Annotated in this window: 19 protein-coding genes and 3 pseudogenes; 16 read left to right on the top strand and 6 right to left on the bottom strand. The window is 58.1% G+C overall.

Annotation, left to right across the window (positions count from 1 at the left end):
• Positions 1-7: 7 nt before the first annotated feature.
• Both E4K65_RS48680 and E4K65_RS12985 read right to left on the bottom strand, forming a co-directional pair.
• On the bottom strand, positions 8-808 hold the full coding sequence (locus E4K65_RS48680) for an effector protein NopP (RefSeq protein WP_283813826.1): 801 nt from the start codon (positions 806-808) through the stop codon (positions 8-10).
• Between the two features lie 995 nt (positions 809-1,803).
• Positions 1,804-2,922: a hypothetical protein gene (locus E4K65_RS12985; RefSeq protein ID WP_135174484.1), complete on the bottom strand. Its 1,119-nt coding sequence runs from the start codon at positions 2,920-2,922 to the stop codon at positions 1,804-1,806.
• A gap of 803 nt (positions 2,923-3,725) precedes the next feature.
• Here E4K65_RS12985 and E4K65_RS50015 point away from each other — a divergent pair.
• A pseudogene (locus E4K65_RS50015) lies at positions 3,726-3,974 on the top strand (hypothetical protein); the annotation flags it as partial.
• 415 nt (positions 3,975-4,389) lie between these two features.
• Here E4K65_RS50015 and E4K65_RS12975 read toward each other — a convergent pair.
• On the bottom strand, positions 4,390-4,620 hold the full coding sequence (locus E4K65_RS12975) for a hypothetical protein (protein ID WP_135174483.1): 231 nt from the start codon (positions 4,618-4,620) through the stop codon (positions 4,390-4,392).
• On the bottom strand, positions 4,617-4,880 hold the full coding sequence (locus tag E4K65_RS12970; protein WP_235885609.1) for a hypothetical protein: 264 nt from the start codon (positions 4,878-4,880) through the stop codon (positions 4,617-4,619). The genes E4K65_RS12975 and E4K65_RS12970 overlap by 4 nt, the downstream gene beginning before the upstream one ends.
• Positions 4,881-6,741: 1,861 nt before the next feature.
• Here E4K65_RS12970 and E4K65_RS12965 point away from each other — a divergent pair.
• The 8 genes from E4K65_RS12965 to E4K65_RS12930 all read left to right on the top strand — a co-directional run bounded on the left by E4K65_RS12965 (position 6,742) and on the right by E4K65_RS12930 (position 15,482).
• Entirely contained in the window at positions 6,742-8,127 is a 1,386-nt protein-coding gene (locus E4K65_RS12965) for an ABC transporter substrate-binding protein (RefSeq protein ID WP_135174482.1), read from the top strand.
• 71 nt (positions 8,128-8,198) lie between these two features.
• Positions 8,199-9,161 carry a carbohydrate ABC transporter permease gene (locus E4K65_RS12960; RefSeq protein WP_135174481.1) on the top strand — a complete coding sequence of 321 codons (963 nt, stop codon included), beginning with the start codon at positions 8,199-8,201 and terminating at the stop codon, positions 9,159-9,161.
• An 11-nt stretch (positions 9,162-9,172) separates the two neighbouring features.
• A complete protein-coding gene (locus tag E4K65_RS12955; RefSeq protein WP_135174480.1) occupies positions 9,173-10,033 on the top strand; it encodes a carbohydrate ABC transporter permease in 861 nt (286 codons plus the stop codon).
• A complete protein-coding gene (locus E4K65_RS12950; protein WP_135174479.1) occupies positions 10,030-10,971 on the top strand; it encodes a ribokinase in 942 nt (313 codons plus the stop codon). Before E4K65_RS12955 ends, E4K65_RS12950 begins: the two co-directional genes overlap by 4 nt.
• Complete coding sequence (locus tag E4K65_RS12945) at positions 10,968-11,738, top strand: SDR family NAD(P)-dependent oxidoreductase (RefSeq protein WP_135174478.1); 771 nt, start codon at positions 10,968-10,970, stop codon at positions 11,736-11,738. The genes E4K65_RS12950 and E4K65_RS12945 overlap by 4 nt, the downstream gene beginning before the upstream one ends.
• Complete coding sequence (locus E4K65_RS12940; protein ID WP_135174477.1) at positions 11,731-12,558, top strand: HAD-IIA family hydrolase; 828 nt, start codon at positions 11,731-11,733, stop codon at positions 12,556-12,558. Before E4K65_RS12945 ends, E4K65_RS12940 begins: the two co-directional genes overlap by 8 nt.
• A complete protein-coding gene (locus tag E4K65_RS12935) occupies positions 12,558-13,670 on the top strand; it encodes an ABC transporter ATP-binding protein (protein WP_135174476.1) in 1,113 nt (370 codons plus the stop codon). Before E4K65_RS12940 ends, E4K65_RS12935 begins: the two co-directional genes overlap by 1 nt.
• A 57-nt stretch (positions 13,671-13,727) precedes the next feature.
• Positions 13,728-15,482, top strand: coding sequence for a phosphoenolpyruvate hydrolase family protein (locus E4K65_RS12930; protein WP_235885608.1), 1,755 nt, complete (start codon positions 13,728-13,730; stop codon positions 15,480-15,482).
• Between the two features lie 4 nt (positions 15,483-15,486).
• Here the strand turns inward: E4K65_RS12930 and E4K65_RS12925 are convergent, their stop codons facing one another.
• Complete coding sequence (locus E4K65_RS12925) at positions 15,487-16,038, bottom strand: hypothetical protein (RefSeq protein WP_235885607.1); 552 nt, start codon at positions 16,036-16,038, stop codon at positions 15,487-15,489.
• A gap of 720 nt (positions 16,039-16,758) precedes the next feature.
• On the opposite strand from E4K65_RS12925, the pseudogene E4K65_RS49765 reads away from it, so the two are divergent.
• A pseudogene (locus E4K65_RS49765) lies at positions 16,759-16,854 on the top strand (hypothetical protein); the annotation flags it as partial.
• Between the two features lie 1,246 nt (positions 16,855-18,100).
• Here E4K65_RS49765 and E4K65_RS12915 read toward each other — a convergent pair.
• A complete protein-coding gene (locus E4K65_RS12915) occupies positions 18,101-18,964 on the bottom strand; it encodes a DUF2130 domain-containing protein (protein WP_135174474.1) in 864 nt (287 codons plus the stop codon).
• Between the two features lie 525 nt (positions 18,965-19,489).
• On the opposite strand from E4K65_RS12915, the gene E4K65_RS12910 reads away from it, so the two are divergent.
• The 6 genes and pseudogenes from E4K65_RS12910 to groL form a co-directional block, all read left to right on the top strand.
• Positions 19,490-19,768 (top strand): helix-turn-helix transcriptional regulator, encoded by a 279-nt coding sequence (locus tag E4K65_RS12910; RefSeq protein ID WP_209312059.1) that lies wholly within the window; start codon positions 19,490-19,492, stop codon positions 19,766-19,768.
• Entirely contained in the window at positions 19,758-21,101 is a 1,344-nt protein-coding gene (locus E4K65_RS12905; protein WP_135174473.1) for a type II toxin-antitoxin system HipA family toxin, read from the top strand. The genes E4K65_RS12910 and E4K65_RS12905 overlap by 11 nt, the downstream gene beginning before the upstream one ends.
• Before the next feature lie 59 nt (positions 21,102-21,160).
• Positions 21,161-21,298, top strand: coding sequence for a MarC family protein (locus tag E4K65_RS50010; protein WP_404550764.1), 138 nt, complete (start codon positions 21,161-21,163; stop codon positions 21,296-21,298).
• A 206-nt stretch (positions 21,299-21,504) separates the two neighbouring features.
• The gene (locus E4K65_RS12895; RefSeq protein WP_135174472.1) at positions 21,505-21,972 is read left to right on the top strand and encodes an Hsp20/alpha crystallin family protein; all 468 of its coding nucleotides are present in this window, start codon (positions 21,505-21,507) and stop codon (positions 21,970-21,972) included.
• Between the two features lie 73 nt (positions 21,973-22,045).
• On the top strand, positions 22,046-22,444 hold the full coding sequence (locus E4K65_RS12890; RefSeq protein ID WP_135174471.1) for an Hsp20/alpha crystallin family protein: 399 nt from the start codon (positions 22,046-22,048) through the stop codon (positions 22,442-22,444).
• A gap of 265 nt (positions 22,445-22,709) precedes the next feature.
• Positions 22,710-24,030 (top strand): annotated as a pseudogene (gene groL / locus E4K65_RS12885) (chaperonin GroEL); the annotation flags it as partial.
• Positions 24,031-24,236: the final 206 nt, after the last annotated feature.

Genomic DNA, 24,236 nt, shown 5'->3' with positions numbered 1-24,236 from the left:
TCTCACGTCACATAAAGTCTCCATCCGAGTCGGACTCTGACGAAGATTCAGTAGCGCTGGCGTATTTGGAGAGATACGTCGAATGCTGGGTATCACGCTGCCATTCACCATCCCTGTAGCTCCAGGGTCCGGACCGGGTTGGGTCAAGTACCATATCGTCTCGGTCCACATGGACGAAGCCCATTTGTTCTGCACGGGTTCTCGCTTCGTCATTCGCTGGACGCCAGTTCACCAGAGGCCGTTCGCCGTCTTGCCGAAGTTGATGCTCGAGCAAAATATCGCCGGCATTCGAAACGAGCGGATGAGCAACCTGGAAATCCACGATGGACGTGACGTCAGTTCGACCGGGGAACTGTTCTCGCCAGCCTTGGCTGTTGAAGTCAGTCATAGGAAATCCGCCTTCCGTTCTTTGGAGACCGACGCTCCTATTTCCGAGTTGGTAGCTGTAATATCGGGCGGCGTCCGAATCTCTTCGGATGCTATATTCACTAGCGACGTCCGCCGTGCGCCTAGCTCTTTCGGATACAAATTGTGAGTATTCCTGTGGATTGTTGGCGATATGATTGATTTCTTCGCCATGAAAAGTCCTCACCTCTCGCCGGAATCTCTCTTGGTTGATCTCGATAACAGGAGGTCTTGGATTGTTGTAATAACTTGGACCCGAGGATGAGCTGGCGTCGGAATCCTGCAATCGCATTCTAGAGAATGCGTCCGCGAAGTCGTTGGCATTCCCGTGCTCCGGGGAGCTTGCGCGATGATATTCATCATCGGATGGAACATCCGACCAATTGTTAATTCGACCGTACATGACGACCACACTCCTATGGATATTGCATTGTGTTCAGGTCGTTAGACCTGACTCGGCTGATAAGCAGCTTAGCTGTCCGTAAGCTGACGCGGGCAAATAAAGGGAGAACTAAATTCGGTGAAACGACGGGGCGAGGCGCGCAGTCCGGCGCCGCGCTCGCCGGGGCGTCTTCATAAGTGTCGTCCGTGAAGGAGTGTCCAAGCCGTTGAGTGAGAGTCGGTTTTTGGCCCCGCTGCGATACGAGATTGCAAGCTTTTCACGGCGGAAGGCCGGAAAGCCTGCAGATTAGCCAGCCGTGATTCCTTCGTAGCGGAGGCGCGCGATGCGACCGAAGAGGCCGGAAACGACGGGGGAAGGCGACCTGTTTCGCGCCAGGTTCGATCGGATCATCCACCTGGAGCACGAGCAAGGGTTTACTCGTTGCTTTCTTGAGGCGTTTCCGTGATCAGGATCTTTTCGATGCGGTGCGGCTTGGCATGGAACGCGACCAAACTCAGTGGCTCTGCGTCGCCACTCAGGGCGGATGAAGCCTGACCACGGGCCGATCTTGAGTAGTCGATTAATTGTAATTGCGAAGTTCGGTGTCATACATCCTGGTGCGCGTTAGACTCAGAGCAGGGGCCGAATGCGTCAATGCTTATTCGTTCCTGTGCCTTGCCAGAAAGAAAGTGGAGACATCGGCAGACATTATAACGACGAGCGGCCCCTGAGGGGTCGGCAGTCACCTCCGATTTTTTCTGCACTATCACCTCGCCGCAATCAGCCCGCAACGTGATGACGCTGTTCACAAACAGGAAGGGGCCGTGGCTGTTCGGCTCAACAAGGAGCCGCTAAGCGATGGCGCCCGCAAGTTCGTTGGGGCCGGCAGTGCTTATCCGCACCGCCCTGAGCCCCACTAAGCTCGCAAGAGTCGCTCAAGCAAGCTATGGTCCATCACCAAGTCCGCTACCTGAGCTATCTGGAGCGGCCCCTGACGTAGCGACTGTTCCGGGTGTCTACATCTGTGGATGGTGGATGAGCCGAACGTCGTTCGGTCCTCCCGGCCCCAAGAGGGCCGTGTAACGCTCGCCGCGAATGTCGTATTGCTTCATCGGCTGCGCTGCGTCCGGCAAGAGGCCCCAGCGGCCGAGCCTCGAGATCATCGTGATTGGGGCGGGTTGTGTGCCGTGCGAAAAGCCCTCAGGAACGGCGAATGATGCGGCGTAAATCTCGCGGGCCGCGGCCGGCGTCGTCTCAGCTCTGACGGACGCCGGAGCGGCTTGCTCCATCGTCTGTGCAAGCGGTGCTGGCGAGGACCGATTCGCCGGCTGTGCGCTCGGCTGCGAAACGCTTTCCGGTCGAGATCCGAAATAAATGGGTGCGCCTGATAGATTGAGTGGAGACCCGCCCCTCATCGCCGCCGCGGGCACGAACAGCGCCGTGAAGCGGTCCTTATGAACTATGAAAGGAGCGGGTGGGGTGTCCTGGCTCGGCGGGACGCTGCTACCCTCATGCGCGCCTGACGTGCGCTGGTCGTCCTGCCACGAGTTGAAGGAACGAACGGCCGCTCCTGAATTCACGGCGTGGTCATGACGCTCGGTTGGCTCTAGAGACGACGATGAGCCGGCGTTTTCCAGCATCGCCGACAGCAGATCCTGAGCGTAGTCTTCCTCAGGAAGGATCAACGGACCGCTGGCTCGAAACGGTGTGCCGGCCTCTTCAATCAGCTCGCGAGCGGCTGAATTGGTAGGCTCGCTGGGCTGGTGCTCAATGGCATCGGGTTGCTCCTGGCTTAGTGTCCTCTGCCTCTTCGCGGGCCTCAACTGGCCGGTGTAGTCCTCACCCATCAGGGTAGCGGCGTCCTCGCGTCCGGTGACTGCGTGTTCAGGATGAGAACCGTGGGCCCTCTGGTGCTCAAGTCCGAAGGTCTCGGCGAGTCTAAGGCCCTCTTCCGAGAGATGAGGATAATAGGGATCAGCAGAAACAGGATCCTCCGCGATCGCAGAGGTGCCAACTTGCGGCACCTCATACAAGTACGGCTCAAAATCCGCTTGCTGCTGTTGCGCTTGCGGCACCGCGGCGCTGTAAGCAGCGAACTCTGGGTCGAATGGGTTGATGGTGTTAAATGGGTCCATTTCCGCCCGCGGTTTGAGTGTGTCGCTCTCGCTCTATTAGGACCAGCTGTCGACAAGCTGACGCACTCAGAGAATTCGGCGAGCAAAATAGGCCTGCCCGATCGCCACACTTCGGTCGAAAAACGCGCAAGATGCCGGATTGCGCTTTATGTGGCACGCCTTGCCGCAATTCGCGGTATCCTGCTGGATCGAGGCCGGCCTGAACTAAAAGCAGTTCGAAACTTTGGCGGCCATAGCAGTCTTTGGGTCAAGGACCTCTACCGCCATCTGTTCAAATCGGACGACCACAATACTCGCTGGACATGGTCGCGAGAAGTCCATTTGAGTCAAAGGCATAAGGGGTCTTCGGATCGCTCATCGATGTGCCGCACTGGGCGGCGGCATTCAGCGGGTGTCTGATCCGCGTGAGTACCTATATCAAGCGGATCGATCGCAATGATCAAACACTCATGAACATGGTGAGCGGCTCGGCAACGGCGTCGTGTTCAAGCAACTTGGCTTTCTTGCGTAGCGACGTTCGGACGGCGTATCACTTGCCGAACTGTGCCCACACGGCGCACGGCAGGAAATGCGAAGCTTGATCCCACGCTGGATTATTCGCGCCTCGTCTCAAGATGGCGGCTCTTCATTCCGTCGACCTGGGTTCGCGGAGGCAGACATTGATCGGCAAGCGCGCAATTCTTGCTGTCGCAGGACAGACCTCGCTCGTTCCGCATGTTGTCGAAAAGGACTGCGTTCTCGGCTGATCTATCGCCGGCGTCCGCGCGCATGAGGAACTCGCCGAAGGCTAGGTCTTCAAGGGCGGTACCTGTCTGAAAACATGCTTAGTCGGAACCTATCGCTTTTCCGAGGATCTGGCTTTAAAGCGGGTGTTCGCGGAGGTGGCGCCTGGGTCTATGACGAAAGCGGCATCGTGGTCCCGGTGGATCAGCAAGAATTCGAACTCTTCCAAAATCCGCGCGGCAAGCTCTCATGTCAAAGCAAGATCAGCTACAAGGGGCCCGTTTCACGACCCGTCCACTTCCGCGAAATTAACTTGGTTTGACGGCTGACGAACGCATCCTCTTGCCGCCGGTGCCCGTCGATATCTTTCACCCTTATTCCGACATGCTTGAAGACGGCATCGAGGTCCTGGCCTACGACTACTTGAGGCGTTCGCGTAAACCTCAGCGCTTTGGCCGAGCGAACGCGCCCGCGCGATCTCTACGATATCCTGAATCTTTGTCTAACCGCCGGTCGAGCTGACAGAATGTTGTCTCGATCGAGCGACCTCCCCTTAAGGGCGCCATTAAATAATCTCAGGCTGATCGCCTGCCTCTTCTATTGTGAGGCAGGGACTTATAGTGGCCGCCTCGCGACGTAACGGCAGGAATCGAATTAGAAGCTTTCACCCGTTCCGTCGGCGTAAGATAATCTGGACTTCGGCCCGCGCTTTCCGAACTGCAAGCGCGTCGAGATCAGATATATTCACTCGACCTCGTGGTATTCGGCCCGGTCGAAATCCGAGCCGAACAGCGCTGCTGCGGCGTCGTAGAGCGCGACCGTATTGACGGTTGACTGCATGGCGTACCAGGTGCGCAATGCCTCGATAGCCGATGCATGGGCTAGCAACTGTCGCGACGGGATTTGGCAATCGAGCACCTCCAGCTTGGGCGCCTCACGCTTCGTGCCGCTCTCGATGTTCCGGTCGATTGTCATTTCTCTGCCTTCGCCGTCCTAGTTGGTCCGCCAGACTCTATGCGCTCGCTACCAAGCTGCCAGTCTGCGCCGTGTTGACGGATCATTTCGCGATGGGACCGTTTGACGAAGGCGCGCTCGGCGCAAAAGCCGGCGGTGACTGAAGCGGCTACCGCTAGGCCGCAGGCGACGTAGTCATCCAGCAAACTCCAAATTATGTTACTGCCGGCGACGACGACAAAAGTGAGTGCCATGACAGTATTGCGAAATGCTTTAACCATGCTTGTTCCCCCAGCCGATCGGCGAGGGATGCTAACATTGCAACCAGGACGTTCTGCGGCGTTTGAGGGGCATGATCGGTCGTATTTCTGCTAGATCAGCTTGTAGTTGCGCGCGATCTCGCGCGCGACTAGACGGCACTCAGCGGTGCGCCAGTTCGCGAGAGGAGGTCCTTCCCCGGCTTTAACTGCACGATGGTCCCATGTAGCCGCAGGCCAGACGAACGACTTGGAAAGAACTGGTGGCCGACACGGGATGTGATCACCGGCACGAGGGCTATATCGCGCCGAAGCAGCATCTGCAGCTCAGAGCAATTTACTGCAATTGCTGTTGGCGCAGTGGCCTCCGGCTGCGACGTTGGGCGTGGCTTGGTAAGACTCGTGGAAGGACCGGTTGCTCCGACGACATGTTAGGAGAGCCGAATGGTATGAGAGAAGCTTCGTCAATGACAAAGCCTCCGGACGGGGCTGAATTGGACAAAACTACAGGCTAATCTGCTGAAATCCTGCAATGTGAGGCTGCTGACCAAACGATCATAGCGCGCGAATCGCGCTAATATCGTGAGAGCGATGATGTTTTCGCGCGACGTGTAGCGATGATATCGAGGCGCGAACGCAGCGCGGGCGTCCAAAGTTCCGATGAGTTATCAAGGCCGGTGATGATGCGCGAGCAACGAATCCCATTCCGAATTTTATATGACGGCGAGTGCTTCATCTGCTCTCGAACTGTGACTGGCATCAGAAAGTTGCGTCAGACCGTTGCTGTCCCTGGGTTTGGCGTCGAGGTGGACTTGGCCGTTTATAGTGAAAACAACGCTCATCCAATCTCGAGCATGGAGAACGCGGCCATCCTTATCGCTATCCAGATGGTCGCGCGCGCCAGCCATGCTCGTGTTGCGCGGCGCCGCGCCGCCCCAGGCGCGTAGTTGTCTTTTGCTATGCTACCGTGGCCGCCAATGGTCAAAGGATGCGGCTTTTCCAATCTGCGCGAAGTTGGGCTTGGGAGTTTTGAGAGCTACCGAGGCCCAGCCATATTCGTGTGCATTTCTTTTCCGGAGCGCCCTTCGAGCGCATCGCACCGTGCGGTCGTTGCCTTGATTTCCTGGGCGGTAAACGGTGTCATGTTCGCGCGTGCGGCATGGTCATTGAGCTGCTTGGCAGCACGCAAGGATGCGAACGGAAAACTGGCTAGATAGCGGTGAGAAACCTCTTGATCCTGTGTCTGTTGCCATAACATCGCTGGTGAAGCGCCGCGCCTTGTCCCATCGGAACGCCGCATGCAGCGCAGCATGAATGTGCAGGGCGTGAGCGCGTCCCGTTAGAAATTCGAAGAAGGTGCTGTCGCTGATTGGGCAGAAAACCTCACCGTCCTGCACCAGCTGTTGCTTCGAGGAAAGCAGATCAGACACTTCCCCACGCTGCGGGCGCAGCGCTTATCGCACCGCCGTTCGGCCAGTCGAGAGACCAGATCGTCGGTGCGATGGGAGATTGCGAAAGGTTGCGACAATGTGTCGTTATTCTGCAGCGAGTTGTCGTCTCTATTGAGGCAGCCACTCAAGACGCGTCTGTGACGAGCGGCGGGATCAATAGAGCATTTGAACCAGCTACTGATGCAAAAGCGCGAGCAGTTGGCCAGGATCGCCCCTTCGGAGCTGGCTTCGCGGGGCCTGAACATGCGCCTGCATTGATCATCTCCCACCATGGCGTCCTGTGATGCTGCTTTCTCGACTTACCCAATGTTACCCAACTTCGATCTGAATGGGTGCATATGGGCGGAAAATGGCGGTTAGCGTTCCCAACACTCGCGGCCCTGGAAGAGGAGGGGCACGTGAATTGCGGGCCAATGAGCCCAGAGGAGGGACTAATGCCAAGGACGCCAGCCGCTTTGCGCGGCCATTCGGCTCATTTTGTCAAAACCGCTCTGATTTGCTCAACGCTCTTGGCCGGTGCGGCCGCATCTTTCGTCCAGGCCAAAGTGGAGGATATCAACTGGCGCCAGTTCGAGGGCTCTTCGATCGTGTGGGCTTACGACATCCATCCATATGCTGACGCCGTTGCAGCACAGCTGCCTGAGTTCGAGAAGTTGACAGGCATCAAAGTGACGCCCGAGCTTTATCCGGACGACGCCTACTGGAATAAGCTGACAATCCAGCTGAGCACGAAGTCGGCCTCGTGGGACGTCGTCGGCACGGGGATTCAGCCGGCTTGGGATCTCGCGCCCGGTCAACTACTCGAGCCGCTCGACCGCTATCTGAACAACCCAAAGCTCACCTCGGCAAGCTATGACTACAAGGACTTCTTCCCCGCATTGCGTGACGCGCTGACGTGGCAAGTCGATGGCGAGCAAATCGAAGCGGGCCGGGGTCAGGTGTGGGCTATCCCGCACGGGTTCGAAAACATCCAATTATTCTACCGTAAGGACATTCTGGACAAGCACGGTATCAAGGTTCCGACAACCCCGCCGGAAATGTCCGCGGCTTGCGAGAAGCTGAAATCTGCGGATCCGGCGATCACACCCCTGGGCGTGCGGGGAGTCCGCTTTTGGAGCAGCATCCACACGGCCGCCATCTCGATTGCCAAGTCTTACGGTGTGCACGACTTCGTCGTCAAGGACGGCAAATTAGAAACTGGTCTCGATTCGCCCGAGTCCGTCGCCTTCCACCACGACTATGTGGAGATGATCAAGAAGTGCGCTGCTCCATCCTTTGTCAATGACAACTGGTATCAGGTGGTCGATGGCATCAATTCGGGTCGGACAGCGATGGCGATCGATTCCAACATGTTCGGGTTCTGGAACGATGTCGCCGGCAAGCCCGCTTCGGGCAAGATCGCATTCGCTCCCCCTCTGCGAGCTCCGAACGGCAAGAATTTCGAATCGAACATCTGGATCTGGTCCCTGGCCATGAATGCGGCCTCTCAGAAAAAGGGAGCAGCCTGGCTGTTCATCCAGTGGGCGACGTCAAAGCAGGTCGAGCTCAAGGGTGCCGTCGCAGGGAAGCTCGTCAACTCTCCGCGCGCCTCGACCTGGAGCGACAAGGTTTGGCTCGACTACGCGACTAAACCGGAATTCACGAACTTCGTGGATACCTTCAAAATCGTGCAGGACAGGGCTGCATTGGCCTTTACGCCGCGCGCAGGATTTGCCGAGGCAATGAACGCCTGGGCAGTCGCCATGCAGAAAATGGTCAACGGCGCGGACGTGAAGGCGACTTTGACCGACCTCGCCTCCGAGATCCGCTCCTCCATGTAAGGCGGTTGAGGGGGGGGCGGCATAAGGGGTTTGCCGCCCCACCAGGCCCGAGTATCTTTTGAGAAGTGGCGATGGACCTTCAAGGCATCGACGCAATCGTGACGCTACAATCATCGGTCGACCAGCTGGCCTCGTCCAAAAACGAGCAGGTGCAAAAGGCCGAGCAGAATGCTCTTGACTGGTGGAGCCTTGCTGCGATTGCTCCCGCAATCATCATCCTCCTTGGATTTCTTTTTCTGTTTTTCTATGGGGTCGTTCAATCACTCACCGATCTCAAGTTAAGCCGTCCTGTGGTTCGCTTCATTGGATTCACCAACTATGAAGTGGCAATCAAGACCCAAGATTTCTGGAATAGCGTGCGGGCGACTATGGCGTATGCCTGCTCCGCCGTGCTCGCCGAAGCGTTCTTTGGGCTTGCGATCGCCAAATTGTTCGCAAGTGGGGTGTTCCTTGCCAGGCTGATGCGGCCCGTCATTCTCCTTCCCCTGGTTCTGCCGCCAATGAGCGTCGCCTTGATGTGGACCACAATGATGGATCCGCAGATTGGGATCTTGAACTATTTGCTTTCGCTCGTTGGGATCGGACGGTTCGCATGGATTTCGGATGCCAGCACGGCGATGTTCTCACTGGTACTCATCGACATATGGACTTACACACCATTTTTTGCGCTCATCATCTTCGCCGGGTTGCAGGGCATCAACGATGAGGTCAGAGAAGCCGCGCGGGTCAATGGCGCGCGGGGTTGGGCAACGTTCCTCCATATCGAGCTTCCGCTCATCGCGCCGTACATCCTGATCGCCGCGGTATTTCGGCTGATCGAATCGCTCAACCAGTTTGATATCATCTTCGGAACAACCCAGGGGGGGCCGGGTGACAGTACTTCCGTGCTCTCGGTTCGCGCCTACATCACGGCCTTTCAAAATCTCGCCTTCGGGCGTGGTGCCGCGCTCATGGTTGTCAATTGGATGATCGTGCTTCTCGGGACCTTTGCCATGGTGAGATTGTGGCGGTTGGTCCGTCAGCGCGTAAGCTAGAGGAGGCTGACATGCGTTTCAATCGCTCAACGCCTGCAAGCTTGTTCCTTAATCTGCTGATTGTTGCTTGTACGCTTATCCTGACATTTCCGCTGGTCTGGATCGTGATGATGTCGGTGAAGCAGCAGGCCGAGGTCATGACCTGGCCGCCGCGCTTTATCTTCACTCCAACATTTGAAAACTTCCGCGTTTTGTTCGATGCCGCCCACGCCGGGGCAACAAGCTACGGCACTATCAAGGTTGATTTCTTGACTCCGGTCACCAATAGCGTCGTGATCTCGCTTGGTGCGGTGCTCGTATCGCTCGTTGCCGGGGTACCGGCAGGCTACGTCCTGGCGAGGCGTGATATCCCTATGAAGGAGGACATCGCATTCTTCATTCTGGGCTTCCGCTTCGCGCCGGCTCTCCTTGTCGTCATACCGCTGTTCAGCGTGTTTCAGACAATTGGCCTTTATGACACCTATTTCGGTATGATCTGGGTCTATCAAGTCGTCACGCTGCCAATGATCATTTGGCTGAGCCGTTCATATATCGAGGACATCCCAAAGGACGTTGAGGAGGCGGCCGCCATGGATGGCGCAAAGCCATTCCGGGTTGTGTGGCACATCGTTCTTCCGCTTCTAAAGCCCGGCTTGATAGGCGCCTCTTTGCTTATCTTCCTGCTCGCGTGGCACAACTTCGCGCTCGGCCTGATCCTCAGTTCGACGAAAGCACCAGTCACCGTCGCCCTGCTCAAGCTGCTCAATCCGGGCGTTCAGTTCTATCCGGTGATGGCTGCGGGTCTGGTGGTGACCATGATTGTGCCGGTTGTCCTGATCATCCTTGGCCAGCGTCATCTCGAACGTGGTCTTACCTTCGGGGCCGTGAAATGAGCCCCAGACCATTGATGTTCTTCGGCACGACAAATCTCGACCTCTGCTTCAACGTCGAGCGGATTCCAATGCCGGGTGAAAGCTTGATGGGAAGCTTGAAACGGAATGCGGGAGGCAAGGGCGCCAATCAGGCGGTCGCCGCCGCTCGATTGGGCCTTCGGCCGAGCTTCTACACCCGGCTTGGCGACGACGAGGCCGGTCGATCCTTGCTGCAAGCGCTGCGTGAGGCAGGTGTCCGTCTCGATGCCATAGCGGTGTGCCCAGGGGAGATATCGGGTTCTGCTCTCGTCCTTGTCGGTGACGACGGCTCCAACATCATTGTCATAGACCCGGGAGCCAATGCAAATGTCACACCAAGCATGGTCGAAAAGGCGGCCGAATTCATTGAGCGAGACGCAATCGTCGTTGCCGAGATGGGCATGCCGGTCCCCGCGCTCAATCACCTGTTTGCAATGAAGAGCAGCAAAGGATTCGATCTCATTTTCAATCCAGCCCCCGTGAGGGCAGGCCTGTCCGCGGCGGCGTGGAGGAGTGTCGATTTCCTCACTCCAAACCAGACGGAAGCTTTCGAGCTCACCGGCGTCGAGGTGCACGACTTCGACAGCGCAGCTCATGCGGCCGGAAAGCTTCTCGATCTCGGGCCGAGAGCTGCCCTGATCACGCTTGGTGCGCAGGGGGCCTACTACGCCGATGCCAGCGCGTCTTTTGCGCTCAGGGCATTTCCTGTGAAGGTCGTTGATACGACCGCCGCGGGCGATGCCTTTAACGGAGCCTTCGCAGCCTCTCTTGCCCACCGGTTGCCGATACGAGAAGCGATTAAAAAGGCGCTCGCGGTTGCTGCCTTATGTGTGACGCGACGCGGGGCCCAGAGCTCGATGCCCAGCAGTGGGGCCGTCGACGAATTTCTGAATTCTCAAACGATCTTGGAGTTGGAATGACTGAACAGTTCTCAGTTGCAGACAGGACCGTGCTCGTGACCGGTGCGGGCGGGGGCATTGGCTCAGCCATTGCCAATGCTTTCCGTCAAGGCGGTGCGAACGTCCTGGCAACCGACGTAAATGTGGAAAATCTCCGGAACATTCTGACGCGCTTGCCGCACGGCAATGGCATCCTGCCCATGAGCATGGACGTGTCTCGAGAAGATGATGTGGGCAGGGTGCTTGATGAGATCGCCAAGCGCTTCGGCAGGCTCGATGTCCTGATCAACAACGCTGGAATAAAATCGGCTCAGCCGCTTCTAACCGGCAATGCCGACAGAATCGAAAAGACCATACAGATCAACTCCGTCGCGGTGCTTCGCTGTGCCAAGCAAGCGATCGAGCGCTTCATGAAGAGCAAGGGCGGCCGCATCGTCAATGTCGGGTCCTCGTTGTCATCTCAAGGCGCGGTTTTCAACTACCAGGCTGGCGGCGCTGATTATTGCTTGTCAAAGGCGATCGTACACGACGTGACAAAGCTGCTCGCTTATGAATGTGCTCCGCTCAAGATCAACGTCAACGCGATTGCACCCGGAATCATCGATACACCCATGCACGGGCGTCCGCGGGAGGAGACCGAAGCGCGCCACAGTGGCCGAATTCCGCTGGGCCGGGTTGGATTGCCGGAGGATATCGCAGGCCTAGCGGTGTTCCTGGCCAGCCCCGCGGCCTCCTACATGACCGGGCAGGTCGTCCATGTGAATGGCGGGATGCTGATGCATGGTTAGCACCGGCTCAAACGTGAACTGGCCGCCAATAGAAGGGATCATCTCGGACCTGGATGGCGTCGTCTATCGTGGCAGCACCCCAATCGTGGATGCGATAGAAGCATTTAAGCGATGGCAGGAAGCCGGCGTGCCGTTCTGTTTTGTGACGAACAATTCCACGCATGCCCCGGAGGACGTCGTTCGCAAGCTGAGAGGATTTGGTCTTTCCACCGCACCGTCAAAGGTGGTTACAAGCGCCATCACCGCCGCAGACCTCATTCGAGCGAATTATCCGCACTTGACGCGAATCTATGTCATCGGCGCTCCCTCACTTGTCACGGCCATGCGCAATGTTGGGCTGGAGGTCACTGACCGAACGCCCGAAGCCGTTGTAATGGGGCTTGACCGGGATATCACGCACGAGAAGATGCGAATTGCCGTTGAGGCGATCCTCAATGGCGCCGTCTTCATCGGAACCAATCCCGATCTTCTGCTGCCGACGGCCAGCGGGTTTGAGCCTGGGGCTGGCGCGACGATTGCAGCTGTGGCTGCCGCCACGCAAGTGCAGCCATCGATCGCCGGGAAGCCGCAAGTGCCGATGATCGAGACAGCGCTCTCACGCCTCGGCACGAACCGCGCTTCGACCATTATGATCGGAGACCAAGTTCCTACGGATATTCAAGCGGGAAAGAGGGCGGGGCTTGCCACGGTGCTTGTCACAACCGGCGTGCCGATGCGTCAGGATCCCTCCTTGATGGCCCCGGACTTCATCGTATCGAGCTTGCGCGAAATTGAGGTAAGTGCTGCTCGCGCGGCCGAGGTGCGACAGAGGAGGGCATAATGGCCAACGTTCGCCTGGAGAGCATGAAGAAGGCCTATGGGACCATCGAGATCCTGCGTAATATCGATTTGACCATCGATCACGGCGAATTTGTCGTCTTCGTTGGTCCGTCCGGGTCAGGCAAATCCACGCTTCTGCGCATGATTGGCGGGCTCGAGCCCATCAGCGGCGGGCGGCTCTTCATCGACAATGAGCTCGTCAACGACATCGATGCGGCCGATCGCAACCTCGGCATGGTCTTTCAGAGTTACGCTCTCTATCCGCATATGACGGTGAGAGAGAACCTGGCCTTTCCCTTGCGCATGGCCAAAGCCTCAAAAGCCGAGATCGCCGCCAAGATAGCCAAAATAGCGTCGCTATTGCAGATCGACCATCTATTGGATCGCAAGCCTCGACAGCTTTCAGGCGGGCAACGCCAGCGCGTCGCAATCGGGCGCGCCATCATGCGAGAACCAAAAGTGTTCCTGTTCGATGAGCCCCTGTCCAACCTCGACACCGAGTTGCGCGTGCAAATGCGGGTTCAGATCGCCAAGCTCCACAGGCAGCTCGGAAATACCATGATCTATGTGACGCATGACCAGGTCGAGGCGATGACCATGGCCGACAAGATCGTCGTCCTCAAGGACGGCAACATCGAACAGGTTGGCAGCCCCCACGATCTCTATCACAATCCGGCCTCGCGTTTTGTGGCAGGATTCATCGGCTCGCCGAAGATGAACTTCCTGGGCGGCAAGGTCGAGGCAGCTCATGAGCAAGGCCTGGACGTCCGACTGGAGGCTGGTTCTACAATCTCCGTTCCGGTCCAGCCGGACCAAATGCTAGTTGGCAAGCCGGTCACTGTCGGAATCCGCCCGGATGACTTCTCCTCGCCGGCACCCGAGCAGCAGGAGATCTCCATTGGACTTGAGGTCGATTTCGTTGAGCATCTCGGTAGCGTCACGTACATCTATGGCAACGTTGGAGACGAAACGGTCGTCGCCAGGGCGCCAAAATCCGGCTCGCGCAAAGGCGCCGGAAAGCTTACCCTTACCGCCGCTCCAGCCGATTGCCACTTGTTCATGAGCAATGGAAAGGCGGTTCGGCGGTTGCAAGCGCCTGCGACTTGGAGCTAGTCTTGACGTTGAGCCGTGCGATGATGCCGGCTCCGGATCGACACGCGGACCACTGAGGTGAAGGGAGCCAGCATCAGGCAGTTCTTCCGGAATTCCCGTTCGTTTGTCCTTGGTGCGGGGATCGGATCGGGCATGACGGCCAGGGCCGCGGAGCGGGCGGGCGCCGATTTCGTGCTCGCACTCAATGCTGGCCGTTTTCGTGCCATGGGCGGGGCCTCGCCCGCCTCGATTCTTCCAATCCGCAATAGTAACGAGTTCGTAGCGGGGTTCGGACGGACCGAGATCCTGCCAAATACGAAACTGCCGGTCTTCTTCGGCACCTGTACATTCGACCCCGAGCTTGATCTGGATCGATGGCTCGACCGGATCATCAAATGGGGATTTGCTGGCGTGACCAACTTCCCTTCGGTCATACACATCGATGATGATCGCAGGTCGTTGCTCGAGAAGTCCGGCCTTGGCTATTCCCGGGAGATCGAGCTCCTTGTGAAGGCTGCAAAACGCGGCCTGATGACGATTGCCTATACTCGCACTCAATCTGAAGCGCGTCGAATGGTCGAAGCCGGCGCCGAGGCCATTTGCATCAACTTCAATCTAAACCGCGCGGTTGAAAGCGGGTCCGATCCGTCGATCAGCCTGTCTGAACTTGCAGCGCGTACGAATGCCGTTGCGCGCGTTGCTCAATCCGTCAACAAGAGCACCATCTGCTTGCTTGGGGGCGGCCCGATCACAAAGCCGGACGAGCTCCTGGACATCTGCCGCGAAACCGGAATCCAGGGGTTCATCGGAGGCTCTTCGCTGGACCGCGTGCCTCTGGAGATGTCGGTCCTCGAGGTGACGTCGGGCTTCAAGACCATCCACCTGTTGCGCGAGAAGGTGGATCTGCTCGAAAGGAAGCTGCAGTTGAGTGGCTTCAGGCACGGCGTTATCGCGCAGTCCTCGGCAATGAAGCGCGTCCTCGAGATGACTAAACGGGTTGCGGCAACCCCCAGCCCAGTCCTCATCTGGGGAGAGGTCGGCTCCGGCAAGCGTAGAATAGCCAGCCTGGTTCACGCGTTCAGCGACCGCAGGCACGCCAAGGCGACGCTGTTTCATTGCCGCCCCGGTCCGGCGATGGATACACTCGGCCCGTTTTTTGGCGCCGAACGCCTTGAGAGTGGCAGACGCCAATTGTCGTTGCTGGAGGCGTCGAGCGACGGCACCGTCTTGCTGCTGCATGTTAACCAGCTTTCCCGCGAAGGCCAGGAGCGCCTTGCCGATTACCTGGAGACAGGCGGGTTTACCCCTCTGAACGGGGTAACTGTCATGCGTTCCCACGCCCGGATCATTGCGACCGCGTCGGTGGCCCGAGGCGCTGGCCTTGAAACGGTTCTGTGCGCGCGGCTTCTCGACCTTTTTACCGGGTTGGATGTCCAGTTACCTTCGCTAACCGACAGGCTTGAAGATCTGCCGCAACTCGTTCAACACTTCACCGTCGAAGCCAAAGGAGATTCCAGCGCCCAGACGCTCACAATCGAAAACTCTGCTTTCCTTGCGCTAGCCGGGCACGACTGGCCAGGCAATTTGCGCGAGCTGCGGCAGGTCGTGAACCAGCTCGTGACCCTGCCATCAACTCACATCACCGGTGAGATGCTAAAGCCGCTGTTGGAGCCGACTTCAGGCGCACGGCCCGCCGCCTCCCTGTCCGAGAGAGACTGGATTATCGAGGGCCTGAAGAGAAACCGGCTTCACCGCGGCAAGACTGCTCGCTCTCTCGGGCTTTCGCGCAAAACCCTCTACAACAAAATCAAGAAACTGCGGATCCTCGAATAAGGCCTCATGTCCGTCGGAGCGGCTGCTTGGCCGTGGCAGCCTGCTCCAGGGAGAACTTCGGTACCGACGACGATCCATGAGAGCCAAGGCTCACGAGCCCGATGTCAGATCCAATCGGCAGCGCAAGCGCCTCGGGTCGCAGATAGACGGACCCATCCAGCTGCGAGCCTAGGCGTTGCTCCGCTACTGTCATCTTTGCCTCGTCCGCCGCAACAAACAGGACTTTGAACCCTCGGCTTGCAAACCACTCCATACGGCGAAGCTCGAGCTCCTGACCGCGATCGAGCGGCACTCCTGCCGGTGTCCGCTCAATCATGGAGGCAGGCGGAAAGTTCGTCACTCCGGTCATCCTTGCGCCTTCCAACAAATCACCAAGATCTTCCCAGCATGCAAACGGGTCGATCATGACGATCGCTGCATAGCAGGAAGGGGGCACTTTAGGCCCCCCTTGCAAGTCCCGCAGGAGACAGTCGTTCCAGTCGATGACGGGAAGCGTGGCCATGACCAGCATGGCGTTTTGTGGAAGGGTCCGCAGTGACGGCGCATAGATCGTCATCTGATCACCGCGAGACGAAGAGAGACTTACGGCAAGGCGACCTAAGACATTGGCTCTCACGGTTTCTACCCAACCCTACCCAATTGATGCTTCCGCCGATCTTACACGCCGCTTCATCCAGGTCTAGACTACGACGTCGATCGTTATCGGAAGGAATGGTCGTTGGCGCCGTTCCTCCTGGCTGCTTAACTGGGCTCTCCGCGCGGTCCTGAGTGCCGGATGCGATTTGCTGCAGGGTACTGAGCGAGCTCGGCTCGCGGTGAAAGAGGGCCGTGAAGCGTCTCGGGTAAAAAATTCGGGCGAGCTATCTGCGCCCTACGGATCCGCTAGCAGACCGGCTCGTCTGCTTCCTCCCTGACTGGCGCCGCTGCTGGAAGCTCCGGCAGCGGCTCTTTTTGACTCGGACCGCGCTTCGCCGCGCGAGAAAACTGGTGTCGCGGAATTGGACGGCTCGCGACCATGCCGGAGCCTAAATTCATCAAAGATCCGCCAGCTACGCTTACCCCGGTCGGTTCATGGGAGGCGGCTTCCAATCCACACGGTGGCGCTCAATCACCTCGTTTCGGAACTGCTGTACCTCATCGGGCGCCTTCATCGAAACGCAGAGGGCCCCGTCAGGTCGCTCCATCGCGAGCGATCCTTTCGATGATGCGGCGGGCCCCGGCACGTCTTGGCTGGCTAAGGACCTCGGACGCTAATATCCCCCAATGAGCCTACCATGTGTGTAAGTTCAATGGATTACCCACGACCGGCATTTGTACGTCTACCCTCGAACTGGGCGTCGACATCGGATCGGTGAAGTCGGTCGCCCAAATAGGCGCGCCAAGATCGCTGTCCTCTCTACGTCAACGACTTGGACGAACGGGGCGCAGGAGGGGCACTCCGTCGGTCCTAAGAATTTACGTTCGTGAACCAAATATCGATCAGGAGTCGGGCGTCATCGACCGACTGCGTTCGAATACGATTCGATCGGTGGCCATCATTCGACTTTTGCTGGAGAAATTCGTGGAGCCGGCAGGACATGTACCCGAAGTCGCCTCCACGCTGATCCACCAGATACTCTCGGTGATCGCCGAGCGCGGCGGAATTCGGGCTCGCCCGTTATACGAGTTGCGATGCGGTCCTGGTCCCTTCGCGATGATTTCTGTTCCGGAATTCGCGCTTCTGCTGAAGCACCTTGGGTCCGACGAAATCCGGTTTGTCGAGCAAGCCCCCGATGGCACGATTATGCTAGCTGAGCAAGGAGAGGCAATCGTTCAATCGCGCAACTTCTTTGCCGTATTCGAGTCAGCGGAGGAGTGGCGACTTACTGTCTCGGGGAGAACCCTGGGGACATTGCCGATATCGTTCCCGGTCCATAAGGATAGCCTCGTCGTTTTTGCCGGGCAGCGATGGATCGTTCAAGATCTGGACGAAAAGACCAACACGCTTTTCGTCGCGCCTCACCCCGGGGGCGTCGTGCCACGGTTTGAGCGAGCGGATGGAGAACGACTGCACGATCGCTTGGCTGCGGAAATGAGGGCTGTCTATCTCGCATCGGACGAACCGGCTTATCTTGATGAACGGGCGCGCGTTCTACTGGCAGAGGGACGGGAGGCTTTTCGGAGCCTCGAGCTTGAGAAGACGAACGTGCTTCAGGAGGAGAAGGACGTCCACGTCTTCCTGTGGCGCGGATCGCAAGTCACGGCTGTATTTGGAGCTGCAGCCGCCATGGTGGGCCTTCCGGGCCATGTGCATGACTTGGGCCTGACCCTTTCCGAAACAACCGTTGAGACGGCGCGATCCACGCTCGCGAGTTTGGCGGACGTCGCTTCGGACGCGGCCCGCGTAGCCGGGGCAGTCCAAACATCGCCGCGGGGAAATTCAAAGATCAGGTGCCGGGCGAATTGGCGAAAAGCCTGTGGGTTCGGCAGAACGTCGCGGATATTGATGCGATTCCGCACATCGCTCGGAGCGTCTGATCCAAACGACGATGCGAATCGGAACACGCCCTGGAATTTGTCGTTAAACATCAGCCCCGCCTGGAGCCGACCATTAACATGGGAGTTGATGACCCGAATATTCATGGGCGGACCGGAGATGGCCGCGTACTGGCCTCAATTGAGATTGAGGTCCCTAGCGAGCACATTCCATCGCGGCTTGAAGCGGAACTCATGCCGTTCGGAAAAGCTTTCTTCCTGGAGGCTGCTCCCGATTGGACCGGTTCTCTTGACCGTAAGAACGCCGAAGCCATGAAGATCGTGGAAAACCTTCCCCGGAGCAACTCCTCCAGCTCAAGTTCGAGAACCTCACCTTGCGACTGTTGCGAACCTTGCTCGGCCTTGCGCTTCAACTCTTCGATCGTGCGGGCCATGGATTCGATTGTTTGGTCCTTTTCCGCAACGCGCAAGCGCGCGGCTTCGTCGGCATCCTGCCTTGCCTTAGTCTGGATTTCCCCGATGGATGCGTGCACGCGTTTTTCTATGGTTAAGTCGAGCTCCCGCTTTTCCTCTTCGAGCGCTCGTTGCTGTCGCATCAACTCGGCTTGTTGCTTCTGGGCCTCGGCCAGCTTGAGGTTGTTGTTGGCCAAGCTGGCCCTTAGCTCTGCAGCCTCCGCTTCCTTCGCTTGTAGCTCAGCGGCAGCCGCCTCGCGCGCCTTCCTTCCCTCGCTAGAGGCAAGTTGCGCCCTCTCTATCGCCAATCGTTGTGCGACCCGGTCTTCAAGTTGCTCGCGTTCCCTCGTAAGTTGCTCGCGTGCCAGCCGCAGCGCCTCGACTTTTCGAGCCAACTCGGCGTCCTTGCTCGCCAGCTGTTCCTGAAAGCGCTGACGCGTTTCCGCGAGCAGCGGAGCAGCCAATGATTCCGTCAGGTGGATCTCGTGATTGCAGTTGGGGCATTGCAGGGTCGGTTCAGTTGAAGCGCCGGCTGCGATTGCTTTAAAGTTCATGAACTTCCCCATTCCGACCGGTCCGGATTGAAAATCAATCCAAGTGCGATTGGGCCGTCTGCGGCGGCGATGTCTACATGCTGTTCGCCGGTCGCCGCCCTTTTCCACGCAATCCGCACTTTTGCGCCGGGCAGAAATCGCCCGCTCTTTGGCAAAGAACTGGCTTTGCCGCATTGAGCGAGGTTGAAAGGGCAGTCTTCGCCGTTCCTGTTATGTACTCGCGAGCCGTCAATTGGTTTCCCATCTGATGCATGTCGGGATCGGATCAGCGGGCCCATGTTGAGGCGCAAGGTGCACACGGTAAATTCTCAGCCTTTCTAGGGAACTCTTGGCGTGTTAAGGCGCCAATATGTGGCTTTGGGGTAGCTTAAGGCGCCAAGTAGTTGACATCAAAGGGAGGGGTGCTATATTTCTCGGTGCCATAAGGCGCCAATAAGCCTTTTAAGGGAGCCTTAAGACGCCATGCCTCCTCGCAGTCAGTTTATCAGCGCACCACCCTCTGCCGTTCAGGAAGCGATCAAGCGCTTGGGCAACAACCTCCGGACCGCGCGCCTGCGCCGCAACCTGAGCCATACAGAGCTGGCAACTAAGCTGGGCGTAGATCGGCACGTCATCGCCGATGCTGAGAACGGGAAATTGAGCACCAGTGCCGGCGTGTATCTCGGCATGCTGTGGGCAATGAATCTTCTCCCGTCTCTTGCCGACGTTGCCAACCCGAAGAACGATGAGGAGGGGCTCGCTCTAAGCGGCCTCGATGAGCGCGAGCGTGCGCGGCAGGGGGGGGGACCAAGCAATGCCTTCTGAGGAATGTTTCGTCTATATCACGCTGCCAGGCCAGACAGAACCGGTTACGGCCGGGCGGTATCAGCTCGACACGACACGCCAAGGTGCCGCCGTTGGACAATTCGTCTATGGCCGCAGCTACCTCGAGCGAAAGGATCGCGTCGAGTTCGATCCGGTCGAGCTCAAGATTCAAGTTCCGCCATTCCGGACAACGAAGCTGCGGGGCAATTTTGGCGCGTTGCGCGACAGCTCTCCGGACGCCTGGGGACGCAAGCTGATCGAAACTCGTCTGGGCAATCCGTCGCCGAGCGAAATTCAATATCTGCTCAATTCACCCGACGATCGCGCCGGCGCCTTGAGCTTTGGTCTCAACGTGCAACCGCCGGCACCTGTTCGTACGTTCAACAAGACGCTGGACTTGGCGCGTTTAATCGAAGTAGCCGACCAGATCGTTGCCGCCGAGAAGGATCCAGCAGCAGCAGCACCAGCAGGTACTGACGCTGAACAGGCAGAGGCGTTGATGCGCGCGGGCACTTCGATGGGGGGCGCGCGGCCGAAGGCGACTGTCGAGGACGAGGGTGCGCTTTGGCTCGCGAAATTCCCCCACCGCGACGATCGATGGAATAACCCTCGGGTCGAGCACGCCATGCTGACCCTTGCTCGCGGGTGCGGGATCTCGTGCGCAGAGAGCCAGATGACCACGATCGGCGATAAAGATGTCGTCCTGATTAAACGGTTCGATCGGAATAAGGCGGAGAAGGGTTACCACCGCAGCAGGATGGTGAGCGCCTTGACGCTGCTCAATGCCGATGACACGCCTGATACTGTCGATAAGCGTGAAAAATGGTCATATCTCCTGCTGGCTGACGAAATTCGGCGAGCCGCATCCGGAAGTCAGTCGAAAGATCTGCCAGAGCTGTTTCGGCGGGTGTGCTTTAACGCTCTCATCTCCAATACCGACGATCATCCACGTAACCATGCCGTCTTGGCAAAGGACCAAGCGTGGTCTCTGTCACCGGCATACGACCTCACCCCGAACCCGATGATTGCCTTGGAGCGCCGGGACCTGGCGATGGCGTTTGGCAACTGGGGGCGTTACGCCAACCGGCTCAATTTGCTCTCGCAGAGCGAACGTTTCCTCTTATCAAAAGAAGAGGCAACGGCAATCGTCGACGGCATGAAAGCGACCATTGGGGAGTCCTGGTATAGGGTCTGCCGACAGGTTGGCGTCAGCGAGCGTGACTGCGAATTGATCCGTAGCGCGTTCGTTTACGAAGGCTTCGGTTACGATTTGGCGGATCCGACGATCGCAACCGACGACGCCGAAGAGCTGCCAACGACCCGTCCGCGTTAAAGCGAACGGGAAATCTGCCGAAGCGCGATGATCGCGCGCTCATCAGGCGGCCGCCATGGATGCCAATCGAGCGCTTCTTGGGCAGGACCGGCATTAATGTCATGACCCGCGTCAGGGCCCCCATCGTCGCGGCGATCGGCGTGAATTTCATCACGACGGGCATCAGGAGCGAATTGCCAGGATTGGCAGGCCAATAAGATGGGTGTCCCCATTCGGCCCGAGCCCTCGCTGACACTTTCAGAATTTAGCCAGTACGAGCGGTCCTGCTTGCCGCCCGTGAGGCGCAATGAATTATTACGATAGCTCAATAACTTACACCAGCGCCGGCTGACGAGCCACTGACTAGCACTCACCTCTTGAAAGTGCCAGTGATCGTCCCAAATCAAAGCCTCGAGGGGCGACCATGATCCTTCCTCGCCCCGTCAACAAAATAGGGGTTGCAAACATGATCATGGGATTTGCTGATCCGTTCGACACACTGCTCGACCTACAACGCTCCCTTGAATCGACTTTGGCCAGCGACTGGCTGCAAGATCTCACCACCACTCGCGGGCCATTCCCACCGATCAACGTTTTCCAGCAGGGCGACGACATCCTGGCGATCATCGAATTGCCGGGTGTTAGCAAAAGCGACCTGCAGATCCAGGCCAAGGAGAACTCGATCCGCATCTTCGGAAAGAAGGCGGTCGGCTATCCCGATGAGACGAGCCTGCATCGGCGCGAGCGCGTTTCCGGTGATTTCGACCGAACGTTGTCATTGCCGGTGCAGATCGACCCGGATGGCATCAAGGCCGAATATCGGGACGGCATCTTGGCGCTATTCCTGCCGCGTGCGGAAAGCGACAAACCGCGCACCATCAAGATCACTTGAACCCCTCTGTCGCCACCAGTTCTACCGAACGGCGGAGGACCGCGTGGCGTGGCAGCTTTGAGGAGTAACTATCATGGCTTCTAAAAAGGAACTGCAGGTCGCGCAGAAGCGCGAGTTGGAAAAGAAGGAGGAGACTACCATCCCTGCCCGGATATTTATGCCGAGCGCGGACATCTATGAGACCAAGGACGGGCTCAATGTGGTACTCGAGATGCCGGGGGTCGACAAAAATAGCGTCGACATTCGAGTTGAGGACGACGTGCTGAAGGTCGACGGAAAGCTCGACTTCTCCAAATACCGCGGTCTCCAGCCCCTCTACACCGAATACAATGTCGGGCACTTCTCGCGAAGCTTTCGTCTCTCGAGCAAGATCGACCAGGGCAAGATCGCAGCTGAACTCAAGGACGGCGTGCTGTCGCTCATGCTGCCTTTGGCCGAGAAAGCCAAGCCGCGAGCGATTCAGGTCAACTGAAGCGGCGGTAGGCCCGGTGGCGTGCGCTACGTTGCATAGCTCGCGCGCCATCGACGTCAATATCGGCGATCTTGCGGACCGCAAAGAGTCGGGAACCGAGATCGATGCCGTCGAATACTCGGTCATGAAGTAAGCAGAGGCTGTTGGCGTGCTGACCAGGTTTCGGTTGAGACAAGAGGTGACTAGTCGCAGGCGCGCGCTCTCGGCGCAGCCATTTTTAGAGAGGAACGATCATGAGCTCAACTCGACTGACGCCCGAGACAAAATGCTCCGTGGCGTCGACGTTCTAGCCAACGCGGTCAAAGTGACGCTGGGTCCGAAGGGTCGCAACGTTGTGCTTGAAAAGAGTTTTGGTGCGCCTCGCATAACCAAGGACGGCGTAACAGGTGCCAAGGAAATCGAACTCGAGGACAAGTTCGAGAACATGGGAGCGCAGATGGTCCGCGAGGTCGCCTCGACGGCCTCCGATCAAGCAGGCGATGGCACAACCACGGCTACCGTTCTTGCACACGCAATTGTACGTGAAGGCGCAAAGACGGTCGCAGCGGGCATGAATCCCATGGATCTCAAGCGTGGTATCGATCTCGCGGTCGATGCGGTCGTCGATAAACTCAAGAAGAACACGAAGAAGCTTACCTCAAATGAAGAAATTGCGCAGATCGCGACGATCTCCGCCAACGGTGACAAGGAAATCGGTCGGTTCCTGGCCGATGCAATGAAAAAGGTTGGCAGCGAGGGAGTGATCACGGTCGAGGAGGCCAAGAGCCTGAATACCGAGCTCGAAGTCGTTGAAGGCATGCAGTTCGACCGCGGCTACATCTCGCCCTATTTTGTCACCAATGCGGAGAAGATGCGGGTTGAGCTGGACGATCCATACATCTTCATCCATGAAAAAAAAGCTCTCCGCGTTGCAGCCGATGCTGCCGCTGCTGGAAGCGGTCGTGCAGAGCGGCAAACCTCTGCTTATGATCGCCGAAGACGTGGAAGGTGAGGCGCTTGCCACGCTTGTCGTGAACAGGCTGCGTGCCGGAATTGGAGGTCGTGGCGGTCAAGGCACCCGGGTTCGGTGACCGACGCAAAGCCATGTTGCAGGACATTGCGATCCTGACTGGCGGCAATTTCATTTCCGAGGAACTCGGCACGAAGCTTGAAAGCGTTACGCTAGCCATGCTGGGGCGCGCTAAGAAGGTGACGATCGACAAGGATAACACGACAATCATCAGCGGCGCCGGCAAGAAGTCGGAGATCGAGGCGCGCATTAAACAGATCAGAGCCGAAATCGAAGAGACCACTTCGGACTATGATCGGGAAAAGCTGCAGGAGCGGCTGGCAAAGCTTGCTGGCGGAGTTGCCGTCATCCGAGTAGGTGCGCGACAGAAGTCGAGGTCAAGGAGCGGAAAGACCGTGTCGATGATGCCATGCATGCGACGCGCGCAGCCGTCGAAGAAGGCATTCTTCCGGGCGGCGGAGTGGCGTTGCTACGGGCTACAGCGGCGCTGGCGAAACTCAAGCCCGCAAACGACGATCAGCGACACGGCCTGGAAAGCGTCAAGAGGGCGCTAACCTGGCCAGCACGGCACATCGCGGACGGCTTCGATCACGCTTGCGCGCATAAGGAGAGCGGCCACGCCGCTCGCATCTCTTCTTCCTGTTGCTAAAGGGCAGCACGGCCCGCCCATGATGTTTGAAAGCCCGAGCCCCCAAGGCGCCGTAGCATCGGTACGGGCCTTCACTTCCTCGAAGCGGTTGCGCGCGGCCTGCTCTTCCTGCCGAAGCCGTTACTCGGATCGCT

This window comes from Bradyrhizobium niftali (genome assembly GCF_004571025.1).
Taxonomy (GTDB): Bacteria; Pseudomonadota; Alphaproteobacteria; order Rhizobiales; family Xanthobacteraceae; genus Bradyrhizobium; species Bradyrhizobium niftali.
This window is presented reverse-complemented; position numbering and strand designations above follow the sequence as displayed.